Source organism: Burkholderia aenigmatica, assembly GCF_902499175.1.
Taxonomy (GTDB): Bacteria; Pseudomonadota; Gammaproteobacteria; order Burkholderiales; family Burkholderiaceae; genus Burkholderia; species Burkholderia aenigmatica.
Genome location: NZ_CABVQC010000017.1, coordinates 56780 through 79392 on the forward strand (window position 1 = coordinate 56780; position 22613 = coordinate 79392).

The following is a 22613-nucleotide window of genomic DNA, read 5'->3' on the forward strand; positions in this document are numbered from 1 at the left end:
GGATTCCGGTTCATCGCAGTGTGTTGCCTGTTGAGCAACATTAGCTCATGGAAGTTGCTCTTGCTCTGCTTTTTCGTCTCTCCGACGATGCAGCAACCAAGATCCCTGTTGCAAGTCGCCCACGTCACCGGAGACAGATATGTCCGCCGTTTCCTCCTTCCGCCATCCGGCGGCCCAGGACAGCGCCCCCGTGCAGGCCCTGTATCGCAAGCTGAACTGGCGCCTGCTGCCGCTCCTGCTGCTGTGCTACACGTTCGCCTATCTGGACCGGGTGAACATCGGCTTCGCGAAGCTGCACATGCAGAGCGCGCTCGGCTTCTCCGACGCCGCGTACGGCCTCGGTGCCGGCATCTTCTTTCTCGGCTACGTGCTGTTCGAGATTCCGAGCAACCTGCTGCTGCCCAGGATCGGCGCACGCAAGACCATCAGCCGGATCATGGTGCTATGGGGCCTGACGTCGGCCGCCATGATGTTCGCGCGCGACGAAACCTCGTTCTACGTGCTGCGATTCCTGCTCGGCGTGTTCGAGGCCGGCTTCGCGCCGGGGATGATCTTCTACCTGACGTACTGGTACAGCACGCGGCGCATGGCCGGCGTGATGGCGGTCGTGATGCTCGCCGGCCCGATCGGCGGCATCGTCGGCTCGCCGCTGTCGACCTGGCTGATGACCGCCTTCGACGGCGCACACGGCCTGGCCGGCTGGCAATGGATGTTCGTCGTCGAAGGCCTGCCGTGCGCGTTGCTCGGCCTCTTCGTCCTCAAGGTGCTGGCCGACCGGCCCGACGATGCGGCGTGGCTGACCGACCGCGAAAAAAGCCTGCTCGCATCCGAGCTGCACACGCCCGCGGCCGGCCACCATGCGTTCGGGCAGGCGGCACGCGACCCGCGCGTCTACCTGCTGGCCTTCGCCTACTTCACGATGATCTGCGGGATCTACGCGGTCAGCTTCTGGCTGCCGTCGATCCTCAAGGCGAACGGCGTGACCGACACGATGCAGATCGGCTTCTACTCGATGATTCCGTATATCGCGGCCGCAGGCGCGATGCTCGTGATCGGCCGACGCTCGGATCGACGCGGCGAACGCCGGCTGCACAGCGCGGTGTCGGCGCTGGTCGCGGCGGCCGCGCTGGCCGCCGCGACCTTCTCCGACGGCAACCTCGCGATATCGCTCGTCTGCATGACGATCGCGACGGCGCTGACGTGGGCCGCCTATACCGTGTTCTGGGCGATCCCGTCGCAATACCTGACTGGCAACGCGGCCGCCGGCGGCATCGCGCTCATCAACACGATCGGCCTGATCGGCGGCTTCCTCAGCCCGACCGTCATCGGCGAGATCCGCACCGCGACCGGCAGCATGCAGGCCGGGCTGCTGGTGATCGTCGCCTTGATGGTCGCCGGCGCCGTGACGCTGATCATGAACCGCCTCCCCGTCGCGACGCGCTGATCCACGCCGCATCGCCCCATTGACCTCGTGCGGCGCCGTACCGCCGGCCCTGCCGGCAGGCGCGCGTCGCCTGCACCGACCGTTTTCCTGGAATCAGTCTCATGACCACACGCATCCTGATCGCCGGTTTCCAGCACGAAACCAACACCTTCGCCCCCACGCGGGCCGCCTATGCGAACTTCGAACGCGGCGAAGGCTTTCCCGCCATGGCGCGTGGCGCGGACGTGCTCGCGCTGCGCAACGTCAACATCCCGGCGGGAGGCTTCATCAACGCGGCCGAGCGGCGCGGCTGGGCGTTGCAGCCGGTGATCTGGGCGGGCGCGAGCCCGTCGGCGCATGTCACCGAGGATGCGTTCGAACGGATCGCCGGCGAGATCGTCGACGCGGCGCGGCGCGGCGACTTCGATGCGGTGTATCTCGACCTGCACGGCGCGATGGTCGCCGAGCATACCGACGACGGCGAAGGAACGCTGCTCGAACGCGTACGCGACGCAGTCGGCCCGGCCGTGCCGGTGATCGCGTCGCTCGACCTGCACGCGAACGTCACCGACCGGATGCTGAGCCATGCCGACGCGCTGGTCGCCTATCGCACGTACCCGCACGTGGACATGGCCGAGACCGGCGAACGCACGGCCGTGTTGCTCGAACGTCTCCTCGCCGGCGGCGACCCGCTACGCCGCGCCGCGCGGCGGCTGCCGTTCCTGATCCCGATCAACGGAATGTGCACGCTGCTCGATCCCGCGCGCGAGATGTACGCGCGCCTCGCGGCGTTGGAGACGGACGGCGTCGCATCGCTGTCGTTCGCGCCGGGTTTTCCGGCAGCGGATTTCCCCGAATGCGGGCCGGTCATCTGGGGCTATGGCGACGCCGACGCAGTCGACGCGGCCGTGCAGGCGCTGTACGACAAGATGCTGGCCGACGAAGCGCAGTGGCAAGTCCCGTTCCTGTCACCCGACGACGCGGTGCGCGAAGCCATGCGGCTCGCGGAAGGCGCGAGCCGGCCGGTCGTGATCGCCGACACGCAGGACAACCCGGGGGCGGGTGGCGATTCCAACACGACGGGCCTGCTGCGCGCGTTGCTGCGCAATGGCGCGCAAGACGCGGCGCTCGGCCTGCTGTGGGATCCGGTCGCAGCCGCGGCGGCGGTGCGGGCCGGTGTCGGTGCGCGCATCGAACTGTCGCTCGGTGGCTCCGGCGTACCCGGCGACGAGCCGTTTCGCGGACACTTCGAGGTCATCGCGGTATCGGACGGCGTGTGCCGCTACGACGGGCCGATGATGAACGGCATGCTGGCCGACGTCGGGCCGGTCGCCTGCCTGAGGATCGACGGCGTGCGGATCGTCGTCAGCGGCGGCAAGGCGCAGATGCTCGATCGCAACCTGTACCGCGTGGGCGGCATCGAACCGGAAGCGATGAAAATCCTCGTCAACAAAAGTTCGGTGCATTTCCGCGCCGACTTCCAGGGCATCGCGCACGCCATCCTGATCGCGAAGGCGCCGGGACCAATGCAGGCCGACCCGGCCGACCTGCCGTGGACGCGGCTCGCGCGCGGTATCCGAACGAGGCCGATGGGCGACGCGTTCGCGGGCGCATGACGCGTGACTCGTGACGCGTGACGCGTGCGTGTCCAGACTGCCGGACACGCGTCACGCCCGCGTATCCGGCACCGCAGTCAAAGGCCCCGTTCCGTCCCGAGTCCTGCTGGCCGCGATGCCGGATCGGTGCGGGCGGCGGGACACCGTCCGCACCGTTGGAAGGTGCCGGCACGGATTGACCGTTAGTTGCAACATGGTGATGGACGACATCACGCCATCAAAGGGGCATTGCAATGCCCCCTTACCCGCCTCCCCTACCGATACATTCACGTGCTCAGTGTCCGCAACTCTCCACGCGCAATGCCCCAGGCGGTGCGCAGGAACAAGGCCGCAATCACGAGACTGGCCAATCCGAGCAACACGGCAGCAATGGCATCCGCCGACGGGTGTTGCGCGAAGCCCGCATATTTCAGCGCCGCCACAGCAGACGCCGCCAGCGGAAAACTGACGGCCCACCACGACACGCGAAACGGGCAGCAACGGCCCAGATGCCACAGGCGTGTGACGAGCACGGCCAGCACGAAAAGCATCACCATGTAGAGGCCCGTGGCGAAATCGTCGATCACGCCCGTGGTGGCCACGTAGGCCGAAAATCCGACCGCGAATGGCGCGCACAGGATCAGAAGCGATGGCCGCATCGCATCGGGAAAGGGTTCGGCGAACATCAGACGCGACACGATCATCGTGAACAACGGCACCGCGAAAAACAGGCCGACTGCGGTCCCGAATGCCATCAATCCGTGCATGCCGTGCGCCCAGCCCAGCGCGGGTGCAGCCAGCGGAATATCGAGCATGCCGACGACGGGAACGATCCAGGCCGGCGTGGCATGTTCGGGTTGCTGTCGTACGCTGATCCAGCGCATGACCATCCACCACGCGAGCAGCGTCATGCCCGCGGCGCCGATACACCAGAGAACACGCGCCAGCAGCAGATGCTGGTCCGCCAGCAACAGCGGGATCAACAGAAGACTGATCATCGGCGTGCCGAACATGTTGCCTGCGATCGGATGCGCGAATTCCGCGCGCACCCGGTCGGGATGAATCGCCAGCTTCGCAAGATAGACGACTGCGAGCACCACGAATGCAGCCAGCGCGATCGCGCCGACCCCCTGGGCCACCCACAATGGCGCACCAAATTGAACCTGTGCGAACCGCCAGGCGACGGCCAGTCCGGTCAGCCCCATCACCGAACCGAACAGGGCGATGGGCAAATGGGCGAGCGTACTGCCCGAATCCACGGCGGTGGATGTGGGTACGACGGTCATCATCGTGTTCTCCCGGAAAAAACGATCGACTCGGCTTGCGCGTCAAGCGCGGCAACCGCATCCCCGGCACACGCGAAACAAGTCATGGCGCGAATCATTCGGTTAACGCGACACGTGTTCCGGTTCGGCATGATGTCCTTGAGCGGCGGTCGTGACAGAGTCGCTAGTATGCGCAGCGCGTCGATATCTTTTGCGCTATTCCGTCTTGATATTTAGCGAATTCGTCTCATGGATGCGCGATGACGACAGGCCGCGTCAGCGCAGCTCTATGAGAGATATCGGCATGACCGTCGGCGCGACCGCTCCGAAGCGACGTCCGGAACGATAAAAAACCCCGATCCGCGTCGCCACGGATCGGGGTTGTTCTGGCCGCGCTGGCAGCGGCGGCCCGACACGGGCCGTCATGCGCGTCGAATCGTCAACGCGCAGCGACCTCCGCCTTGCCCGTCGTCGCATCGCCGACCGCGGCAGCCGCCGGCGCCGCCCCCCACCCGCCGCCCAACGCGCGGATCAGGTTCACGGTCGACACCGCCTGCGCGCCGGTCAACTGGTTCGACTGCAACTGCGACTGCAGCACCGAGCGCTCGCTGTCGATCACGTCGAGATAGGCAACCTCGCCTTCCTGATACTGCGTGCGCGACAACGTCGCCGCGCGCCGCGACGCGTTGACAGCCGCATCCTGCGCGCGGATCTGGTCGTCGAGCAGGCGCAGGTCGGCGAGATTGTCTTCGACCTCGCGGAACGCGACGAGCACCTGCTGCCGGTAATTCGCGACCTGCTCGTCGTACTGCGCACGCGCCTGCTGCACGCCGGCCGCACGACGCCCGCCGTCGAACAGCGGCAACGTCAGCGCGGTGCCCGCGAACGGCCCGAGCAGGAACGTGCGGCTCGACCACATGAACAGGCTGCCGAGCGTCGATGCTTCATAGCCGAACGCCCCCGTGATGTCGAGCTTCGGGAAATACGCCGACTTCGCGAGGCCGATCCGCGCGTTCGCGGCCGCCATCGCACGTTCGGCCGCCGACACGTCCGGGCGGCGTTCGAGCAGCGCGGACGGCAGGCCCGGCGGCACCTTCACCGCCACCGGCACGATCGGCGTTTCCTTGAACGCGAAATCCGCAGGCGCCTTGCCGAGCAGGATCGCGAGCGCATGCTCGGACGCTGCACGCCGGCGCGCGACGCCGACCGCATCGGCCTGCGCGGTCGCCAGCTCGTTCTTCGCGCGCGACACATCGAGCTCGCTGATGTCGCCTTCGTTGAAGCGACGCTGCACGAGCTTCAGTGCCTGCTCGCGCAGCTCCACCGTCCGGCGGTACAGGTCCTGGTCGGAATCGAGCTGGCGCAGTTCGAAGTAGTTCTGCGCAACGTCCGCCTGCAGCGCGAGCTGCACCGAACGGAACAGCGCTTCGCTCTGCGCCTGGTCCGCACGCGACGCCTCGACGTTGCGGCCGACGCGGCCGAACAGGTCGGCTTCATACGACACCGTGCCCTGCGCGCGCCACAGCGTCGCATTGGTCGGACCCGTGCCCTGCGGCTGGAACTGCGACGCCGACGACAGCCCTTCGCGCGTCGGCCCGAAGCCGGCGCCGATCTGCGGGAACCATTGCGAGCGCGCCGAACGCGTCGCCGCGCGCGCTTCCTCGACCCGCGCGGCCGCGGCCTTCAGGTTCTGGTTCGCGGCAAGCGCCTGCGTCTCGAGCGAATTGAGCACCGGGTCGCCGAACACCGTCCACCATTCGCCGCGATGCGCGCCGTCCGCCGGCTCGGCCGTCTTCCACGTGCCGGCCTGTTCGCCGGCAGCCAGCGTCGGCGCTTCCTTGAACGCGGCGGGCGTCGGCGCATCCGGGCGCTTGTAGTCGGGGCCCACCGCGCACGCGGCGAGCAGCGTCGCGAGCAGGGTGCTCGCGGCCGCCACCTTCGCGAAGCGCATCAGGCCATTCGTGTTGTGCAAGTTATTCATCTTCTGGTCCTCAAGCATCCGAAGCCGGCACGCCCTGGGACGGCACACCATAGCCGGTCGAGTCCTTCCCGGCGACGTGGATCTTGCCGCCCGCGAGCGTCCGCAGCACGACGTAGAACACCGGCGTCAGCATCAGCCCGAACAGCGTCACGCCGAGCATCCCGAAGAACACCGCGACCCCCATCGCATGGCGCATTTCCGCACCGGCCCCCGTCGACGTGACGAGCGGCACCACCCCCATGATGAACGCGATCGACGTCATCAGAATCGGGCGCAGACGCAGCCGGCTCGCCTCGATCGCGGCCTCGAGCGGCGTCCTGCCGTCGTGTTCGAGTTCACGCGCGAATTCGACGATCAGGATCGCGTTCTTCGCCGACAACCCCACCAGCACCATCAAGCCGATCTGCGTGAAGATGTTGTTGTCGCCCTGCGTGAGCCACACGCCCGTCAGCGCCGACAGAATGCTCATCGGCACGATCAGGATCACCGCGAGCGGCAGCGTCAGGCTTTCATACAGCGCCGCGAGCACGAGGAACACGAGCAGCACGCTGATCGGGAACACGTACATCGCCGAATCGCCCGCAAGAATCTGCTGGTACGTGAGGTCGGTCCACTCGAACCGCACGCCGCGCGGCAGCGTTTCATGCGCGATGCGCTCGATCGCGGCCTGCGCCTGGCCCGACGAGAAGCCCGGTGCCGGGCCGCCGTTGATGTCGGCCGCCGTATAGCCGTTGTAGCGCACGACCATTTCCGGGCCGAACGTCGGCGTCACCGTGACGAGCGACGACAGCGGCACCATCTCGCCCTTGTCGTTGCGCGTCTTCAACTGCAGGATGTCGTCCGCGCGCTGGCGGAACGGCGCATCGGCCTGCACGCGCACCTGGTACACACGCCCGAAGCGGTTGAAGTCGTTCACGTACAGCGAGCCGAGATACACCTGCATCGTGTTGAACACGTCGGTGACGGGCACGCCGAGCTGTTTCGCCTTCACGCGATCGAGATCGACGTTGAGCTGCGGCACGTTGATCTGGTAGCTCGTGAACAACGGGCCGAGTTCAGGCGCCTGCTGCGCGCGCTTGATGAAGTCGTTGGTCGCATCCGCGAGCCGCGCATAGCCGACCGCGCCACGATCCTCGACCTGCATCTTGAAGCCGCCGAGCGTACCGAGGCCGAGCACCGGCGGCGGCGGGAACACCGCGACGAACGAGTCCTTCATCGCGCCGTACTTCTGGTTCAGCGCACCCGCGATCGCGCCGGCCGACAGCGCCTTGCCGTGCCGTTCCGAAAACGGCTTCAGCGTGACGAACACGATGCCCGCGCTCGAGCTGTTCGTGAAGCCGTTCACCGACAGCCCCGGGAACGCCACCGCGCTCTCGACGCCCGGCTGCTTCAGCGCGATCGAGCCCATGTCGCGGATCACCTTCTCGGTGCGGTCGAGCGACGCGCCGTTCGGCAACTGCGCGAACGCGATCAGGTACTCCTTGTCCTGCGCGGGCACGAAGCCGCCCGGCACGACCTTCGACACGAGCACGGTCGCGCCCACCAGCACGAGGTACACGCCGAGCATCACCGTCTTGCGCGACAGCACGCCGCGCACGCCGCGGCCGTAGTTCTCCGCGCCGCGATGGAACACCTTGTTGAAGCCGCGGAAGAAGCCGCCGAGCACGCGGTTCATCACGCGCGTGAGCCAGTCTTCCTTGTCGCCATGCCCTTTCAGCAGGATCGCGGACAGCGCCGGCGACAGCGTCAGCGAGTTGAACGCCGAGATCACCGTCGAGATCGCGATGGTCATCGCGAACTGCTTGTAGAACTGGCCGGTCAGGCCCGACATGAACGCGAGCGGCACGAACACGGCGACGAGCGTCAGCGCGATCGCGATGATCGGCCCGCTCACTTCCTGCATCGCCTTGTAGGTCGCCGCCCGTGCGTTCATCCCGCTCTCGATGTTGCGCTCGACGTTCTCGACCACCACGATCGCATCGTCGACCACGATCCCGATCGCGAGCACCATCCCGAACAGCGACAACGCGTTGATCGAATACCCGAACGCGAGCAGCAGCGAGAAGGTACCGACGATCGACACCGGCACCGCGATCAGCGGAATGATCGATGCGCGCCAGGTCTGCAGGAACACGATCACGACGATCACGACCAGTGCGATCGCCTCGAGCAGCGTATGCACGACGGCCTTGATCGACGACCTCACGAACTGCGTCGGGTCATAGACGATCTTGTAGTCGATGCCCGCCGGCATGTCCTGCTTCAGCTCGGCCATCGTCTTGCGCACTTCGTCCGAAATCTGCAGCGAGTTCGCGCCTGGCGACTGGTTGATCGCCATCGCGACCGCCGGCTTGTTGTCGAGCAGCGAGCGCAGCCCGTATTCGGACGCGTCGAGCTGGATCCGCGCGATATCGCGCAGGTGCGTGACGCCGCCATCCGGCGTCGTCTTCACGACGATGTCGCCGAACTCGTCTTCCGTCTGCAGACGGCCGCGCGCGTTCACCGACAATTGCAGCGGCGTACCCGGCAACGACGGCGACGCGCCGATCACGCCGGCCGCAACCTGCACGTTCTGCTCGCGGATCGCCTGCACGACGTCCTCGGCCGACAGCCCGCGCTGCGCGACCTTCTGCGGATCGAGCCATACGCGCATCGCGTAGTCGCCCGAACCCCACAGCTGCACCTGGCCGACGCCCTGGATCCGCGACAGGCGATCCTTCACGTTGATCAGCGCGTAGTTGCGCAGGTAGGTCATGTCGTAGCGGTTGTCCGGCGAGATCAGGTGGACCACCATCGTCAGCGTCGGCGAGCTCTTCACCGTCGTGATGCCGAGCCGCTGCACGTCTTCCGGCAGGCGCGGCAGCGCCTGGTTCACGCGGTTCTGCACGAGCTGCGTGGCCTTGTCCGGATCGGTGCCGAGCTTGAACGTGACGGTGATCGTCATGTTGCCGTCGCTGTTCGCCTGCGACTGCATGTAGAGCATGTCCTCGACGCCGTTGATCTGCTCTTCAAGCGGCGACGCGACCGTCTCGGCGATCACTTTCGGGTTCGCGCCCGGATACTGCGCCTTCACGATCACGGAAGGCGGCACGACTTCCGGATACTCGGAGATCGGCAGCAGGAACATCGCGATCACCCCGCCGAGCAGGATGATCACCGATAGGACTCCTGCGAAGATCGGCCGGTCGATAAAGAATTTGGAAATGTTCATGAGTGACTCTGTCTGGTTGAACGCGGAGGCGAAGCGGCGGGCCGCTTACGAATCCGCCTTCGCCGGTGCGGCCGGCTTCGCGTTGTCCGCCAAAGGCGCGGACGGCGCGTCACCACCCGTCATCGGGACCATGTGCGGCTTCACCTGTTCGCCGGGGCGCACGCGCTGCGTGCCGTTCACGACCACGCGATCGCCGGCGGAGAGCCCGCTCACGATCACGCGCCGGTTGCCGTGCTGCATCCCCTGCTGCACTTCGCGGTACGACACGCGGCCCTGCTGGTCGACGACGAACACGAACTTCTTGTCCTGGTCGGTGTTGATCGCCGCGTCGTCGACGAGCAGCGCCTCGTGCGGCGCGCTGCCGCCCACCTTCACGCGTGCATAGAGGCCCGGGACCAGCGCGCCATCGGCGTTGTCGAAACGTGCACGCACGCGGATCGTGCCCGACGACGTGTCGAGCCGGTTGTCGACCGAGTCGATCTCGCCGCTGCGCGAGTAGCCGGTTTCGTTCGCGAGGCCGAGCTCGACCGGCACCTTGCGGCCGTTGCGCGCGCCGTTGATGTATTGCAGGTAGGTCTGCTCGTCCGCGTCGAACGATGCGTAGATCGGCGACACCGACACCAGCGTCGTCAGCGGCGCGGCCGACGCGCCCGCCGACACGACGTTGCCGAGCGTGATTTCCGCACGCGACACGCGGCCCGCGACTGGCGCGGTGATCCGCGTATAGCCGAGGTTGATGCGCGCCGTTTCCAGCGCGGCTTCGGCGGCCTTCAGGTTCGCCGTCGCCTCGCGCGCCGCATTCTGCTTCTCGTCGTAATCGCGCTTCGCGATCGCGTTGTCGCCGATCAGCCGCTGCGCGCGCTGCCAGTCGGTCTGCGCGTAGCCGTTGCGCGCCTGCGCGGCCGCGAGCTGCGCAGCCGCGCGATCGGTTTCGGCCTGGTACGGGCGCGGGTCGATCACGAACAGCACGTCGCCCTTCTTCACGAGCGCGCCGTCCTTGAAGTTCACCGCGACGATCGTGCCCGACACCTGCGGGCGCACGTCGACCTTTTCGACCGCTTCGAGGCGGCCCGAATAACTCTGCCAGTCGGTCACGGTCTGCGGCACGACGGTTGCAACGTCGACTTCGGGCAGCGGCGCTGCCGCTTTCTCCGGTGCGTTCGCGTTCACGCGCATCGCGCCGAACGTTCCAAGGCCGACGACGGCGAGCGTCACGATCGCCGCTGTCGCGATTCGGGAACGGGAGGTGCGTAGGATGGCCATGTGGATCTCCAGTAAACGTGGATTGGTTTTGCTTATTCGGAACGGTTCGGCTGGCGCGCCTGGAAGCGGCACTGCAGAAAGCGCACGGCCTCCTCGAAGGCGGCTTCGTGCGTCGCGAGCGCGGCGTGCGTGATGTCCGGATAGCGGATCACCTGCGTGAGCACGCCCGACGAGATCAGGCAGCCCGCATATTTCTCCGCTTCGACGTGCAGCACGTCGTTCTGCGCGGTGACGACGAGCGTCGGCGGCAGCCCCGCGAGGCGCACCGATTCGAGCGGCGCCGCGTACGGGTGCATGCGTTGCGCGGCCTGCGGCAGATACGCGCGATAACAGGCCGCGCATTCGCGCGCGGTGATGTCGGAAGCGAGGCGTTCGGCGTCGCCGATGCGCGTCATGCTCGGGTCGAGCATCGGCCCGAACAGCGCCTGCGCGGCGATCGATACTTCCCCGCGATCGCGCGCGATGAACGCCAGGCAGTTCGCGAGCTGGCCGCCCGCGTCGTGGCCCGCAACACCGATCTTCTTCGGGTTGCCGCCGAATGCGCGGGCGCGCGTCGCGGCCCACACGGCCGCGCGATACGCATCCTCCGGCGCAGCCGGAAACGGAAAAGCCGGTGCGAGCGAATAATCGACCGACACTACGAGAGCTGGTAAGCGTTCTGCTAAAAAACGCGCGGCGAAATCGGCGTCTTCGAGCGAACCGCGGACAAAGCCGCCGCCGTGGAAATAAAGCACTACTGGCAACCCGGTCTTGTCCGGTCGCCGGTAGAGGCGCAGCACGATGTCCTGCGCGTAGCCCGGAATTTCCACTTCGGCGACCGTCAGCGCCGCGCCTGCCGTGGCTTGCACGGGCAACGCGGCCTTCAGGAATTTGCTGAATTCAGAAGCGTCCATGACGATGCAGCATCCATTTCGAGATGGAACGAATTCTGGGTCCGGCAGACATTGGGATAAATGCCTATAATCCGGCAACACAATTCAACGCCCCCGAACAATCCGAGGCTGCGTTTACCCACGAGGTAGCGCAGCCTTCTTATTCGGGAGGCTCATTAGATTGCGGAGGTTGTGATGGACCGGCTTCAGGCCATGCAGGTGTTTACTCGCGTCGTCGATACAAGCAGCTTCACCAAGGCAGCAGAAACGCTCAGCTTGCCGCGAGCGTCCGTCACGACGATCATCCAGAATCTCGAAGCCTTCCTCGGCGTGCGGCTGATGCATCGGACCACGCGCCGGCTGTCGCTCACGCCGGACGGCGCCGCGTACTACGAACGATGCGTGCGGATCCTCGCGGACGTCGAGGAAACCGAGGCGAGCTTCCAGGCGAACAACCGGAAGCCGCACGGAAAGTTGCGTATCGACATGCCGGGTTCGATCGGGCGGCTGCTCGTGATTCCGTCGCTGTGCGAATTTCATACGCGCTATCCGGACATCGACCTGCAGCTCGGCCTGTCCGACCGGCCGGTCGACCTGCTGCAGGAAGGTGTCGATTGCGTGATCCGCGTCGGCGCACTGCAGGACTCGTCGCTCGTCGCGCGCCGGGTTGGCCTGTTCGAATGCGTGACGGTCGCGTCGCCCGACTATCTCGAACGCCACGGCGAGCCGCAGACGATCGACGACCTGAACCAGCACAAGGCCGTCAACTACTTCTCGAGCCGTACCGGCCGCACGATCGACTGGACGTTCCTGACCGACGGCAAGGAAGTCGAGATGAAGATGGAGGGCATCGTGTCGGTGAACGACGCGGATGCGTACGTGACCTGCGGGATCGAAGGCTTCGGGCTGATCCAGCCGCCGCTCTTCATGGTGCTGCCGCATCTGCGCGAAGGCCGGCTCAAGGAAGTGCTGCCCGGCGTCAAGCCGCTGCCGATGCCGATCTCGGTCGTGTATCCGCACAGCCGCCATCTGTCGCCGAAGGTGCGCGTGTTCGTCGACTGGGTCGCCGAAGTGTTCGACCGCTGCCCGCTGCTGAGCGGCAAGGGCTGCCTCGACGCGACCTGCAGCAAGCGCACGTTCGAGGAAGCCGAGCGCGCGCCGGTGCTCGACACGCCGGTCATCAACGAATGGGTCGCGTAATCGGCTCCGGGCGACTGAACTTACGCGCCTGAACTGAGCAACTGAACCGCACGCGCGGGCTGAGCAGCCCGCGTGTCGCCCCGCCTCCGCGCCACGTTCCAGCCCGGCGCACCTGATCCTTCCCGAATCCGCAGCAAACCTTTGTGCCAGGCGACGCAATCGTCCGCAGGCGTCGTCGCGCGCCGTCGCCGCACCCGCGCGAGGCCCGCTGCAAGCGGGTTCGAGCGATTTCCGCATAACCCTGCCAGCCGTACGGATGTCGATTGTTCCACTGACACGACAATTCAATTCGCATCTGCCGCATTTATCGCGACGGAACAGATACCTAGAGTAAACCCTGTCGCGCACCTCGTTGCGCATCGAACAGATCCCGCTTGATGGGACCGGAGTAAGCGCTCTAGCGCCAGCTCCGAAAGACTGGAGTTTCGCCATGAACCGCCGCCATCTTCTCTCCGCCCTCGCCCTCACGCTCGCCGTGTCCGCACCGGCCTTCGCCGATTCGGGTACGCCGCACGCCGGTGATTACGGCAACACGTCGTGGTACTCGCAACACTACGGCCCGCGCACGCGCGCCGAAGTGAGCGCGGAAGTCGAGCAAGCGCGCAAGGACGGCACGCTCGCGTACCTGCGCAAGGCCAATTCGTATCCGCAAGGGCTCGAGCTGGCACAAGGCCCGTATCGCTCGATGCCGGAAAGCAACCAGCTCGCCGGCGGGGGCCGGTAAACGCGCAACGCCGCGCAGCGGGTGGCCCCGTGCGCGGCGTCGCGATTTCCCTATCGACGACTCGCCGAGTCAGTCAGTTAGATAGTTAGTTGCAGGAGCACATGATGAACGATCAACTCCCTTCGCCGCTCGATCACTGGGACGACACCACGCCGGTGTGGACGCCGTTCCGTTCGGCCCCGCAAGCGCACTGACCGCCGGCTGAGTCGTTACCCGGCCCTTACCGGCGCGGCACCCCGTCGCGCCATTCGCCCCAGTGCGTCACGATGTCCTGAACGAGCGGATTGCCCGCGCGGTACAGGTTTTCGGTCGCCGGGGCGAAGCCGCCCTGGTCCGCGTAGTTCAGCAGGTTGTCGGCACTCGTCTGCCCCGCATACGGCCGGTCGAAATCCGACCCCGTGCGCAGCAGCGCGACGCGCGACAGGTCGACCCGCTTCACGCTCGCCGCACGCTTGAGCGCTTCATACGTCGCGTTGTCTTCCTGCGCGGTCATGCAGTAGGTGCCCTTGCCGTCGGTCAGGATCTTGGTCCACCGGCGCGCGCGCTCGCCGATCAACGTGCCCGAGAACCACGTGTTGCCCGATGACGTGTCGCATTGAATCACCGTCGGCGGCCGGTTCGCCGGCGCATACGTGAACTTCGCGCGCGCGGCCTGCGCCTGCGCGCTGTCGGCGAGCACCACGTTGCGCGACAGCGCGACCGCGGCGTCGGTCAGTTGCGGGTTGAGCTGGAACACCTCGGTGCGATAGTCGAGCGGCGGCTTGTCGTTCGGGCTCTTGGTGTTGATGCCGAGGAAGCCCGTATTCCAGCCGGCCGGGATCTCGCGTGCATCGAGCTCCCACTGCAGGCTGAAATCGACGAGGTATTTCGACCACGCGGCCGAACCGATCGTGCCTTGCGCGGGGTCGACGCCCGCGATACCTGAGATCAGGAAGTACGTGCGGCGCAGATCGAAGCGCTGCGAGAACGTGAGCGCCATGATCGTCGCCGACGCGTTCGCATAGCCCATACCGGTCGTGACTACGCACACGTCCTGCTTGTTGCAATGCACGTTCGGGTAGTCGGGCGACAGGCCAGGCACGGCGATGTCGCGCCACGGGCCGAGCCGGTCGAGCCATGCCTGGCCCTCCGGACCGAACATCGTGATGATCATGACCTTGACCGGGCGGCCCTGTGCACCGGTCTCGGCGAATGCATTGTTGCCCGCGTCGTTGCCCTGGTTGTCCTGCGCGATCGACGGCGCAGTGGCACAGGCAGCGAGCGAGAATGCAGCGGCGGAAAGAATGGAGCGAGTCAGCATCGGCGTTCCTTGTTTCGATGATGTTGGGTGAGAACGGCTCTCGGAGACTGCGCGACGGAGTATAGAACGGGCATGCGCGATGCGGAACCCGACTACGAAACGGCAGCGATGTTGACGTACCGACGAAATGCACGCGCAAAGCGTGATGCGCATCGCCGGCATTCGAGCGCAATTGCGCAGCAATCGGCACCCGCCTCATGCAACACCATCAGGAATGCTATCGAATTGGCCGACTTGCCCACCGTGCCCGCACGACCATCCCCCGCCAACCGCTACAGCCGCGCCAGCCCCGCGAGCCCGTAACCCAGCACGACGAGCGCCGCCACCCCATGGCTCGCCGCGAGCAGCTGCGGCGACTTCACGATCCGGCCGATCACGCTGCCGCCGAACGCGAACACGAGTTGCCCCGCGAGGCTGCCGGCAAACACGCACGCGGCACCGAGCAGCCAGTGCCGATGCGCACCGGCGGCGGCCGTTGCATAGCCGTAGAACAACAGGATCGTCAGCGGGTTCGCCAGCGTGACGAAGAACATCGATGAAAACGGGCGGCTGTCCGGTGGCCGCGCGTCGCCGTCGAGCGTGCGGCGGCGATCCCGCAGCGCCTGCCACAGCATCCGCGCGCCCATTGCGAGCAGCACGAGCGCGCCGACCAGACGAAACAGCGACAGATGCGCGGCGAGCGTGCTGGCGAGCATCGCGCCGAGCGTGAACGCAACGACCGCATAGCAGCCGTCGGCCGTCGCGACCCCCACCGCCGCGCGCACGCCGCTTGCGGCGCCGGCGCGCACCCCGTAGTTCACGATCATCAGCGCAACGGGCCCGACCGACAGCGCGATCATCAGCCCGAACAGGAAATCGTTCATCGGTCGTCGATGCCTTCGATGGAAGGCATCGATTTTAGCGACCGCAATCAATCAGGTGTGGCGAATCAGCGTCACGCGACATCGACTCGCGCAGGCCCGTCCACCATCTCGCCGATCACGCCCGCGCGGTCGAAGCCGTCGGCACGGAAGCATGCGAGCACCTCATCGACGGCCTCGGGCGCGCACGCGACCAGCAGGCCGCCCGACGTTTGCGGATCGGTCAGCAGCGCCTGCGCGACGGGTGGCAGCGTGGCGGCCAGCTGGACGTCCGCGCCGTACGCGGCCCAGTTGCGGCCTGACGCGCCGGTGAACACGCCGTCGGCGACGAACGCCTCGACGCCCGTGAGCCACGGCAACGACGCATAGTGCACGCGCGCGGTGAGGTGCGCGCCACGTGCCAGCTCGAGCGTATGGCCGAGCAGCCCGAAGCCCGTGACGTCGGTCAGCGCGTGCACGCCCGGCAGCGCGGCGAGCTCGGCGCCCGGCCGGTTCAGCTTGGTGGTCGTCGCGACCATCTGCGCGTAGCCCGCGGCGTCGAGCTGATTCTTCTTCAGCGCGGCGGACAGCACGCCGACGCCGAGCGGCTTGCCGAGCACGAGCACGTCGCCCGCACGGGCCGCCGCATTGCGCTTCACGCGCGACGGATGCACGACGCCGATCGCCGCGAGCCCGTAGATCGGCTCGACCGAATCGATCGAATGGCCGCCGGCGACCGGAATGCCGGCATCCGCGCACACCGATTCGCCGCCGCGCAGCACGGCCGCGATCGTCTCATGCGGCAGCACGTTGATCGGCATCCCGACCAGCGCGAGCGCGAGGATCGGCTTGCCGCCCATCGCGTAGACGTCGGACAGCGCGTTGGTCGCCGCGATGCGGCCGAAGTCGAACGGATCGTCGACGATCGGCATGAAGAAGTCGGTGGTCGCGACGATCGCCTGCTCGTCGTTGAGGCGATAGACGGCCGCGTCGTCGGACGTCTCGGTGCCGACCAGCAGATCCGGGAACAGGGCGGGCGGCGTCGCGCGCTTCAGCAGCTCGGACAGCACGCCCGGCGCGATCTTGCAGCCGCAGCCGCCCCCGTGCGACAGGCTCGTGAGGCGCGGAACGGCAGGCTGGGCTTGGGTGGCTTCGGTCATGGTCGGCATCCGGTGAATAACAACACGCCATTATCGACAATTCCGTGCGAGCGCGCCCGATACCCACATAATGACGGCGCTCCCGCCCCCGTCCGCCCCTTCGCCCATGGACCACCTCTTCATCGGCCTCGTGCTGTGCTCCGCGTTGCTGCACGCGATCTGGAATGCCTTCCTCCACGTCAGCGAAGACCGGCTCGTGCAGCTCGGCACGATGTCGCTGCCGTATTTCGCGTTCGGTGTCGTCGGCGCCGCGCTGCTGCCCGCGCCGGCGCCCGCCGCGTGGCCGTACATCGCCGCGTCGGCCGCGCTCGAGGTCGCGTACTGCTTCACGCTGGCGCGCGCGTACCGCAGCGGCGAATTCGGGCAGATCTATCCGATCGCGCGCGGCATCTCGCCGCTGCTCGTGTCGGTGCTGGCACTCGCGATCCTGCACGAGCGGCCGACGCCGTTCGGCTTCGCGGGCATCGCGCTCGTGTCGTTCGGCATCATGTCGCTCGCGCTGCGGCGCGGCTTCCGGTTCTCCGGCGAAGGCGTGCCGTTTGCGCTGCTCACGGGCGTGTTCATCGCCGCGTATTCGATCTGCGACGGCATCGGCTCGCGCGTGTCGGGCAGCGCGCTCGGCTACATCGCGTGGGTGTATGTGCTGTGGAGCGTGCCGCAGTTCGTGCTGGTCTGCGCGGTGCGTGGCGGCCCGCGCGCGGTGCTCGGCTCGCGCACCGCGCTCACGCAGGGCGCGATCGCCGGCACGATCTCGCTCGCCGCGTACGGGATCGTGATCCTCGCGTACCGGTACTTGCCGGTCGGGACGGTGTCGGCGCTGCGCGAAACGAGCTCGATCTTCGCGGTTGCGATCGGCTGGCTCGTGATGCGCGAGCGGCCCGGCGCGCAGCGGCTCGCCGCGTGCGCGCTGGTGGTGGCGGGCGCGGCGCTGATCCGGCTGTAAGCGCGCGGACGTTCCCGACGCTGCGGCGAGCGTTGATCGTGCCCTGCGCCGACTGCCCGCACGACACCGCGACTATGCGGTCGAGCCGCTCCGCTCAAGCCCCTGCAACGACCCCGCCGAACGCCCGCTCGTCGATCGCCTCGGCGAGCGTTGCGAACGCGGTCGCGATCTCGTCCTCCGGCACGCACGCATAGCCGAGCAGCAACCCCGACGCCGCGCGCTCGCGATCCGCGTAGTAGCCGGATAGCGGCCGCACGACGATGTTGCGCTCGAGCGCGGCCTGCGCAACCGCGCGATCGTCGACACCCTCCGGCAACTGCGTGACGAGATGCAGCCCCGCATCGCTGCCAAGTGCGTGCAGCGTGTCGCCGTAGCGTTGCGCGACCGCGTCGAGCAGCACTTCGCGGCGCTGCCCGTACAGCGTGCGCATCTTGCGGATGTGCGACACGAAGTGCCCTTCCGCGATGAATTCCGCGAGCACGGCCTGCTGCAACAGCTGCCCTTCGCGATACAGCTCGGCGCTCGCGGTCGCGAAGCTTTCCGCGAGCGGCTCCGGCGCGACCAGGTAGCCGACCCGCAGCCCCGGGAACAGTGTCTTGCCGAAACTGCCGACGTAGATCACCTGCCCCGACGTGTCGAGACCCTGCAGCGACGCAAGCGGCCGGCTGCCGTAGCGGAATTCGCTGTCGTAGTCGTCCTCGATGATCCAGCAGCCGTGCTGGCGCGCGTATTCGAGCAACATGCGCCGCCGCGCGAGACTCATCACCATGCCGAGCGGATACTGGTGCGACGGCGTGACGAGCATCAGCTTCGGCGGCTCCGCGAGATCGGCGGCCGACGGCGCGATCCCTTCGTCGTCGACCGGAATCGGCCGCGTCGTCAGCCCCGACACATTCAGCACGCTGCGCACGCCCCAGTAGCACGGATCCTCGGTCCAGATCGCGTCGCCCGGGTCGGTCAGCAGCCGCACCGCGAGGTCGATCGACTGGTGGATGCCGGTCGTGATCACGATCTGCTCGGGCGTGCAGCGCACCGAGCGCGACGTGCGCAGGTAGTCGGCCAGCGCCTCGCGCAGCAAAGCGAGCCCGCCGCCCGGCGCGTAGGTCAGCAAATCGGGGCGCAGCCGCCGCCAGTACTTGTTGTGCAGCCGCGTCCACACGCGCGCCGGAAATCGCGACACATCGGGCACGCCCGGCATGAACGCGCCGCCCTGCCGCTTCGACACGCCGGCGCCTTCGACGAGCCGCGTGCCACGCGCGGACAGCCGCCGCGCCGACGACAGCACGAGCGCCGGTCGCGCGGCGGCCGCGTCGGGCGGTGCGCCGACGATCTCGTCCGGCGCGCTGTCGGCCACGAAGGTGCCGCGGCCCGTCGCCGAATTCACATAGCCTTCGAGCGCAAGCTGTTCGTAAACCTGCGTGACCGTGTTGCGCGCGATCCCGAGTTCGGCCGCGAGCAGCCGCGACGACGGCACGCGCGTACCGGCCGGCAGTTCGCGCGACAGGATCGCCTGTTGCAGCAGCCGGTGAAGCTGCCGGTAGATCGGCTGTTCGCCGCCGCGCACGAGGCGCTGCGCCAGCCAGTCCGACAACACGCTCGCGCGCATGATTGGCTCCTGTATATTTATTGAAATGGCTCTGATTGCCAGAGCCAAATGTGATTATAGTCGCCTCCATGGGCTGCCAACGCGCCCGATTCCCTACTCACCGGAAAGAACATCAAGGAGATGACCGTGAAGAATGCCGACCTGCTGGCCCGCAAGAACGCCGCCACCCCGCGCGGGGTTGGCGTGATGTGCGAGTTCTACGCAGCCCGCGCCGAGAACGCGGAACTGTGGGATGTCGAAGGCCGCCGCTTCATCGATTTCGCCGCCGGCATCGCGGTGCTGAACACGGGCCACCGCCACCCGAAGATCGTCAAGGCGATCTCGGATCAACTGAACCTTTTCACGCACACCGCTTACCAGATCGTCCCGTACGCGTCGTACGTCGAGCTGGCTGAAAAGATCAACGACCGCGCACCGGGCGACTTCCCGAAGAAGACCGCGTTCTTCACGACCGGCGCAGAAGCCGTCGAGAACGCGATCAAGATCGCACGTGCAGCGACCGGCCGTCCGGGCGTCATCGCCTTCGCGGGCGGCTTCCACGGCCGCACGATGATGGGCATGGCGCTGACCGGCAAGGTCGCTCCGTACAAGCTGAACTTCGGCCCGTTCCCGGGCGACGTGTTCCACGCCCCGTACCCGAACGCCGTGCACGGCGTGACGACCGCCGACTCGATCAAGGCGATCGAGATGCTGTTCAAGGCCGACATCGATCCGAAGCGCGTCGCCGCGATTATCTTCGAACCGGTCCAGGGCGAAGGCGGCTTCAACCCGGCGCCCGCCGAGTTCGTGCGCGCGCTGCGCAAGATCTGTAACGAACACGGCATCCTGCTGATCGCCGACGAAGTCCAGACCGGCTTCGCGCGTACCGGCAAGCTGTTCGCGATGCAGCACTACGACGTGCTGGCCGACCTGATCACGATGGCGAAGAGCCTCGCGGGCGGCATGCCGCTGTCGGGCGTCGTCGGCCGTGCGGACGTGATGGACGCGGCAGCGCCTGGCGGCCTCGGCGGCACGTACGCGGGCAACCCGCTGGCCGTCGCATCGGCACACGCGGTGCTCGAAATCATCGACGAAGAGAAGCTGTGCGAACGCGCGACGCAACTCGGCGACGTGCTGAAGGCGAAGCTGAACGCACTGCAGGCCGACGTGCCGCAGATCGCCGACGTGCGCGGCCCGGGCGCGATGATCGCAGTCGAGTTCCTGAAGCCGGGCTCGGGCGAGCCGGATGCGGACTTCACGAAGCGCGTGCAGGCGCGTGCGCTCGAGCGCGGCCTGCTGCTGCTCGTGTGCGGCGTGTACTCGAACGTCGTGCGCTTCCTGTTCCCGCTGACGATCCCGCAAGCCGTGTTCGACGAAGCACTCGTGATCCTCGAGGAAGTGCTGAAGGAAACGGTCGGCGTGCCGGCCTGAGTTCCCGTCGACTTCAATTGAATGCGCCGCCGCCGTCTTCATGACGGCGGCGGCCGTTTCATCCGTCCTTTTCGAAGCAGGTGATTCATATGAGCACTGTTCAGGAAACCCTGGCACTGAAAGACCCGTCGCTGTTCCGCCAGCAGGCGTACGTCAACGGCGAATGGCAAGGCGCGACGAACGGCGAGACGTTCGAAGTCCGCAACCCGGCAACGGGCGGCCTGCTCGGCACCGTGCCGGCGATGGGCATGGCCGAGACGCGTCACGCGATCGAAGCCGCGAACGCCGCATGGCCGGCGTGGCGCAAGAAGACCGCGAAGGAACGCGCGGTCGTCCTGCGCAAGTGGCACGACCTGATGATGGAAAACGCCGACGACCTCGCGCTGATCCTGACGACCGAGCAGGGCAAGTCGCTGGCTGAAGCAAAGGGCGAGATCGGCTACGCGGCATCGTTCCTCGAGTGGTTCGCGGAAGAAGGCAAGCGCGTATACGGCGACACGATCCCGACGCCGGCGAGCGACAAGCGCATCGTCGTGACGAAGGAAGCGATCGGCGTGTGCGCGGCGATCACGCCGTGGAACTTCCCGGCGGCGATGATCACGCGCAAGGTCGGCCCGGCACTCGCCGCAGGCTGCCCGATCGTCGTGAAGCCGGCCGAGGCAACGCCGTTCTCCGCGCTCGCGATGGCCGTGCTGGCCGAGCGCGCGGGCGTGCCGGCCGGCGTGTTCAGCGTCGTCACGGGCGACCCGAAGGCGATCGGCGGCGAGCTGACGTCGAACCCGATCGTGCGCAAGCTGTCGTTCACCGGCTCGACGCCGGTCGGCCGCCTGCTGATGTCGCAATGCGCGGCGACGGTCAAGAAGGTGTCGCTGGAGCTCGGCGGCAACGCACCGTTCATCGTGTTCGACGATGCGGATCTCGACGCGGCCGTGCAGGGCGCGATCGCATCGAAGTACCGCAACAGCGGCCAGACCTGCGTGTGCACGAACCGTTTCTACGTGCATGAAGCCGTGTACGACCAGTTCGCGCAGAAGCTCGCGGCGGCCGTCGGCCAGCTGAAGGTCGGCCGCGGCACCGAGCCGGGCGTCACGCAAGGCCCGCTGATCAACGAAGCGGCGGTGCTGAAGGTCGAGGCGCACATCGAGGACGCGCTCGCGAAGGGCGCGACCGTCGTGACGGGCGGCAAGCGCCACGCGCTCGGCCACGGCTTCTTCGAGCCGACCGTGCTGACGGGTGTCACGCCGGCGATGAAGGTCGCGAAGGAAGAGACGTTCGGGCCGCTCGCGCCGCTGTTCAAGTTCGGCAGCGACGACGAAGTGATCCGCCTCGCGAACGACACCGAGTTCGGCCTGGCCGCGTACTTCTACAGCCGCGACATCGGTCGCGTGTGGAAGGTGGCGGAAGCGCTCGAATACGGGATGGTCGGCGTGAACACGGGCCTGATCTCGAACGAAGTCGCACCGTTCGGTGGCGTGAAGCAGTCGGGCCTCGGCCGCGAAGGCTCGCACTACGGCATCGACGACTACGTCGTGATCAAGTACCTCTGCCTCGCCGTCTGACGGTTCAGGGCCTGGCGCGCCAGCGACAGGCCCTGACCGCCCGGCCGGAACCGGGCGGTCCGACGCGGGCCGGTGTCCCTCTCCGCCGTGCCCGCGTCATCTTGATATGCGCGATGTCGCTCCGCTCTGCGCACGCGATTTCGACGCTGTATCCGCCGATACGTCATATCGCGCACGAATTTCGTTCAAGTCTCATTTCCCATTTCGCAGCAAGTCGCTCGGTTGAGCGCTCCGCCTCTATCCGGGTTGCTCGCGTATGCAC

Annotated in this window: 16 protein-coding genes; 7 read left to right on the forward strand and 9 right to left on the reverse strand. The window is 67.1% G+C overall.

Annotation, left to right across the window (positions count from 1 at the left end):
* The first annotated feature begins 139 nt into the window (after window positions 1–139).
* Window positions 140–1444, forward strand: coding sequence for an MFS transporter (locus BDO18943_RS14530; protein ID WP_175022869.1), 1305 nt, complete (start codon window positions 140–142; stop codon window positions 1442–1444).
* Window positions 1445–1545: 101 nt separating this feature from the next.
* Complete coding sequence (locus tag BDO18943_RS14535) at window positions 1546–3039, forward strand: M81 family metallopeptidase (RefSeq protein WP_175022870.1); 1494 nt, start codon at window positions 1546–1548, stop codon at window positions 3037–3039.
* Between the two features lie 266 nt (window positions 3040–3305).
* Here the strand turns inward: BDO18943_RS14535 and BDO18943_RS14540 are convergent, their stop codons facing one another.
* From BDO18943_RS14540 to BDO18943_RS14560, 5 genes are all read right to left on the reverse strand, one after another.
* A complete protein-coding gene (locus BDO18943_RS14540; RefSeq protein ID WP_175022872.1) occupies window positions 3306–4307 on the reverse strand; it encodes an SLAC1 anion channel family protein in 1002 nt (333 codons plus the stop codon).
* A gap of 415 nt (window positions 4308–4722) precedes the next feature.
* Window positions 4723–6264, reverse strand: a complete 1542-nt coding sequence (gene opcM / locus BDO18943_RS14545; protein ID WP_175022874.1) for a multidrug efflux transporter outer membrane subunit OpcM — start codon at window positions 6262–6264, stop codon at window positions 4723–4725.
* Between the two features lie 10 nt (window positions 6265–6274).
* A complete protein-coding gene (gene ceoB, locus BDO18943_RS14550; protein ID WP_043180921.1) occupies window positions 6275–9475 on the reverse strand; it encodes a multidrug efflux RND transporter permease subunit CeoB in 3201 nt (1066 codons plus the stop codon).
* Window positions 9476–9520: 45 nt separating this feature from the next.
* Entirely contained in the window at window positions 9521–10738 is a 1218-nt protein-coding gene (gene ceoA / locus BDO18943_RS14555; protein ID WP_043180924.1) for a multidrug efflux RND transporter periplasmic adaptor subunit CeoA, read from the reverse strand.
* Between the two features lie 32 nt (window positions 10739–10770).
* Complete coding sequence (locus BDO18943_RS14560) at window positions 10771–11631, reverse strand: alpha/beta hydrolase (RefSeq protein ID WP_175022876.1); 861 nt, start codon at window positions 11629–11631, stop codon at window positions 10771–10773.
* A gap of 174 nt (window positions 11632–11805) precedes the next feature.
* On the opposite strand from BDO18943_RS14560, the gene ceoR reads away from it, so the two are divergent.
* Together ceoR and BDO18943_RS14570 are read left to right on the forward strand one after the other, a co-directional pair.
* On the forward strand, window positions 11806–12810 hold the full coding sequence (gene ceoR / locus BDO18943_RS14565) for a putative multidrug efflux transcriptional regulator CeoR (protein ID WP_043180929.1): 1005 nt from the start codon (window positions 11806–11808) through the stop codon (window positions 12808–12810).
* Window positions 12811–13240: 430 nt separating this feature from the next.
* Entirely contained in the window at window positions 13241–13534 is a 294-nt protein-coding gene (locus BDO18943_RS14570; RefSeq protein ID WP_027790465.1) for a DUF4148 domain-containing protein, read from the forward strand.
* A gap of 220 nt (window positions 13535–13754) precedes the next feature.
* Here BDO18943_RS14570 and BDO18943_RS14575 read toward each other — a convergent pair whose 3' ends face one another.
* The 3 genes from BDO18943_RS14575 to selD all read right to left on the reverse strand — a co-directional run bounded on the left by BDO18943_RS14575 (window position 13755) and on the right by selD (window position 16833).
* Entirely contained in the window at window positions 13755–14834 is a 1080-nt protein-coding gene (locus BDO18943_RS14575; protein WP_175022878.1) for a purine-nucleoside phosphorylase, read from the reverse strand.
* A gap of 272 nt (window positions 14835–15106) precedes the next feature.
* Window positions 15107–15697, reverse strand: a complete 591-nt coding sequence (locus BDO18943_RS14580; RefSeq protein WP_175022880.1) for a LysE family translocator — start codon at window positions 15695–15697, stop codon at window positions 15107–15109.
* A gap of 71 nt (window positions 15698–15768) precedes the next feature.
* Window positions 15769–16833, reverse strand: coding sequence for a selenide, water dikinase SelD (selD, locus tag BDO18943_RS14585; RefSeq protein ID WP_175022882.1), 1065 nt, complete (start codon window positions 16831–16833; stop codon window positions 15769–15771).
* A gap of 106 nt (window positions 16834–16939) precedes the next feature.
* Between selD and BDO18943_RS14590 the strand changes: the two genes are divergently transcribed.
* Window positions 16940–17776, forward strand: coding sequence for a DMT family transporter (locus tag BDO18943_RS14590; RefSeq protein WP_043180941.1), 837 nt, complete (start codon window positions 16940–16942; stop codon window positions 17774–17776).
* A 94-nt stretch (window positions 17777–17870) separates the two neighbouring features.
* Here the strand turns inward: BDO18943_RS14590 and pdxR are convergent, their stop codons facing one another.
* Window positions 17871–19382 (reverse strand): MocR-like pyridoxine biosynthesis transcription factor PdxR, encoded by a 1512-nt coding sequence (gene pdxR / locus BDO18943_RS14595; RefSeq protein WP_175022884.1) that lies wholly within the window; start codon window positions 19380–19382, stop codon window positions 17871–17873.
* Between the two features lie 120 nt (window positions 19383–19502).
* On the opposite strand from pdxR, the gene BDO18943_RS14600 reads away from it, so the two are divergent.
* Both BDO18943_RS14600 and gabD read left to right on the forward strand, forming a co-directional pair.
* Window positions 19503–20792 carry a 4-aminobutyrate--2-oxoglutarate transaminase gene (locus BDO18943_RS14600; RefSeq protein ID WP_043180957.1) on the forward strand — a complete coding sequence of 430 codons (1290 nt, stop codon included), beginning with the start codon at window positions 19503–19505 and terminating at the stop codon, window positions 20790–20792.
* A gap of 89 nt (window positions 20793–20881) precedes the next feature.
* Entirely contained in the window at window positions 20882–22351 is a 1470-nt protein-coding gene (gene gabD, locus BDO18943_RS14605) for an NADP-dependent succinate-semialdehyde dehydrogenase (protein WP_175022886.1), read from the forward strand.
* The last annotated feature ends 262 nt before the right edge of the window (window positions 22352–22613 follow it).

Bases quoted from the DNA above. Each gene is read 5' to 3' on its own strand.
- BDO18943_RS14530 (WP_175022869.1), top strand. From the start codon at position 140: ATGTCCGCCGTTTCCTCCTTCCGCCATCCGGCGGCCCAGGACAGCGCC.
- BDO18943_RS14535 (WP_175022870.1), top strand. From the start codon at position 1,546: ATGACCACACGCATCCTGATCGCCGGTTTCCAGCACGAAACCAACACC.
- BDO18943_RS14590 (WP_043180941.1), top strand. From the start codon at position 16,940: ATGGACCACCTCTTCATCGGCCTCGTGCTGTGCTCCGCGTTGCTGCAC.
- BDO18943_RS14575 (WP_175022878.1), bottom strand. From the start codon at position 14,834: ATGCTGACTCGCTCCATTCTTTCCGCCGCTGCATTCTCGCTCGCTGCC.
- BDO18943_RS14560 (WP_175022876.1), bottom strand. From the start codon at position 11,631: ATGGACGCTTCTGAATTCAGCAAATTCCTGAAGGCCGCGTTGCCCGTG.
- selD (WP_175022882.1), bottom strand. From the start codon at position 16,833: ATGACCGAAGCCACCCAAGCCCAGCCTGCCGTTCCGCGCCTCACGAGC.
- ceoR (WP_043180929.1), top strand. From the start codon at position 11,806: ATGGACCGGCTTCAGGCCATGCAGGTGTTTACTCGCGTCGTCGATACA.
- BDO18943_RS14570 (WP_027790465.1), top strand. From the start codon at position 13,241: ATGAACCGCCGCCATCTTCTCTCCGCCCTCGCCCTCACGCTCGCCGTG.
- gabD (WP_175022886.1), top strand. From the start codon at position 20,882: ATGAGCACTGTTCAGGAAACCCTGGCACTGAAAGACCCGTCGCTGTTC.
- ceoB (WP_043180921.1), bottom strand. From the start codon at position 9,475: ATGAACATTTCCAAATTCTTTATCGACCGGCCGATCTTCGCAGGAGTC.
- pdxR (WP_175022884.1), bottom strand. From the start codon at position 19,382: ATGCGCGCGAGCGTGTTGTCGGACTGGCTGGCGCAGCGCCTCGTGCGC.
- opcM (WP_175022874.1), bottom strand. From the start codon at position 6,264: ATGAATAACTTGCACAACACGAATGGCCTGATGCGCTTCGCGAAGGTG.
- ceoA (WP_043180924.1), bottom strand. From the start codon at position 10,738: ATGGCCATCCTACGCACCTCCCGTTCCCGAATCGCGACAGCGGCGATC.
- BDO18943_RS14580 (WP_175022880.1), bottom strand. From the start codon at position 15,697: ATGAACGATTTCCTGTTCGGGCTGATGATCGCGCTGTCGGTCGGGCCC.
- BDO18943_RS14600 (WP_043180957.1), top strand. From the start codon at position 19,503: ATGACCGTGAAGAATGCCGACCTGCTGGCCCGCAAGAACGCCGCCACC.
- BDO18943_RS14540 (WP_175022872.1), bottom strand. From the start codon at position 4,307: ATGATGACCGTCGTACCCACATCCACCGCCGTGGATTCGGGCAGTACG.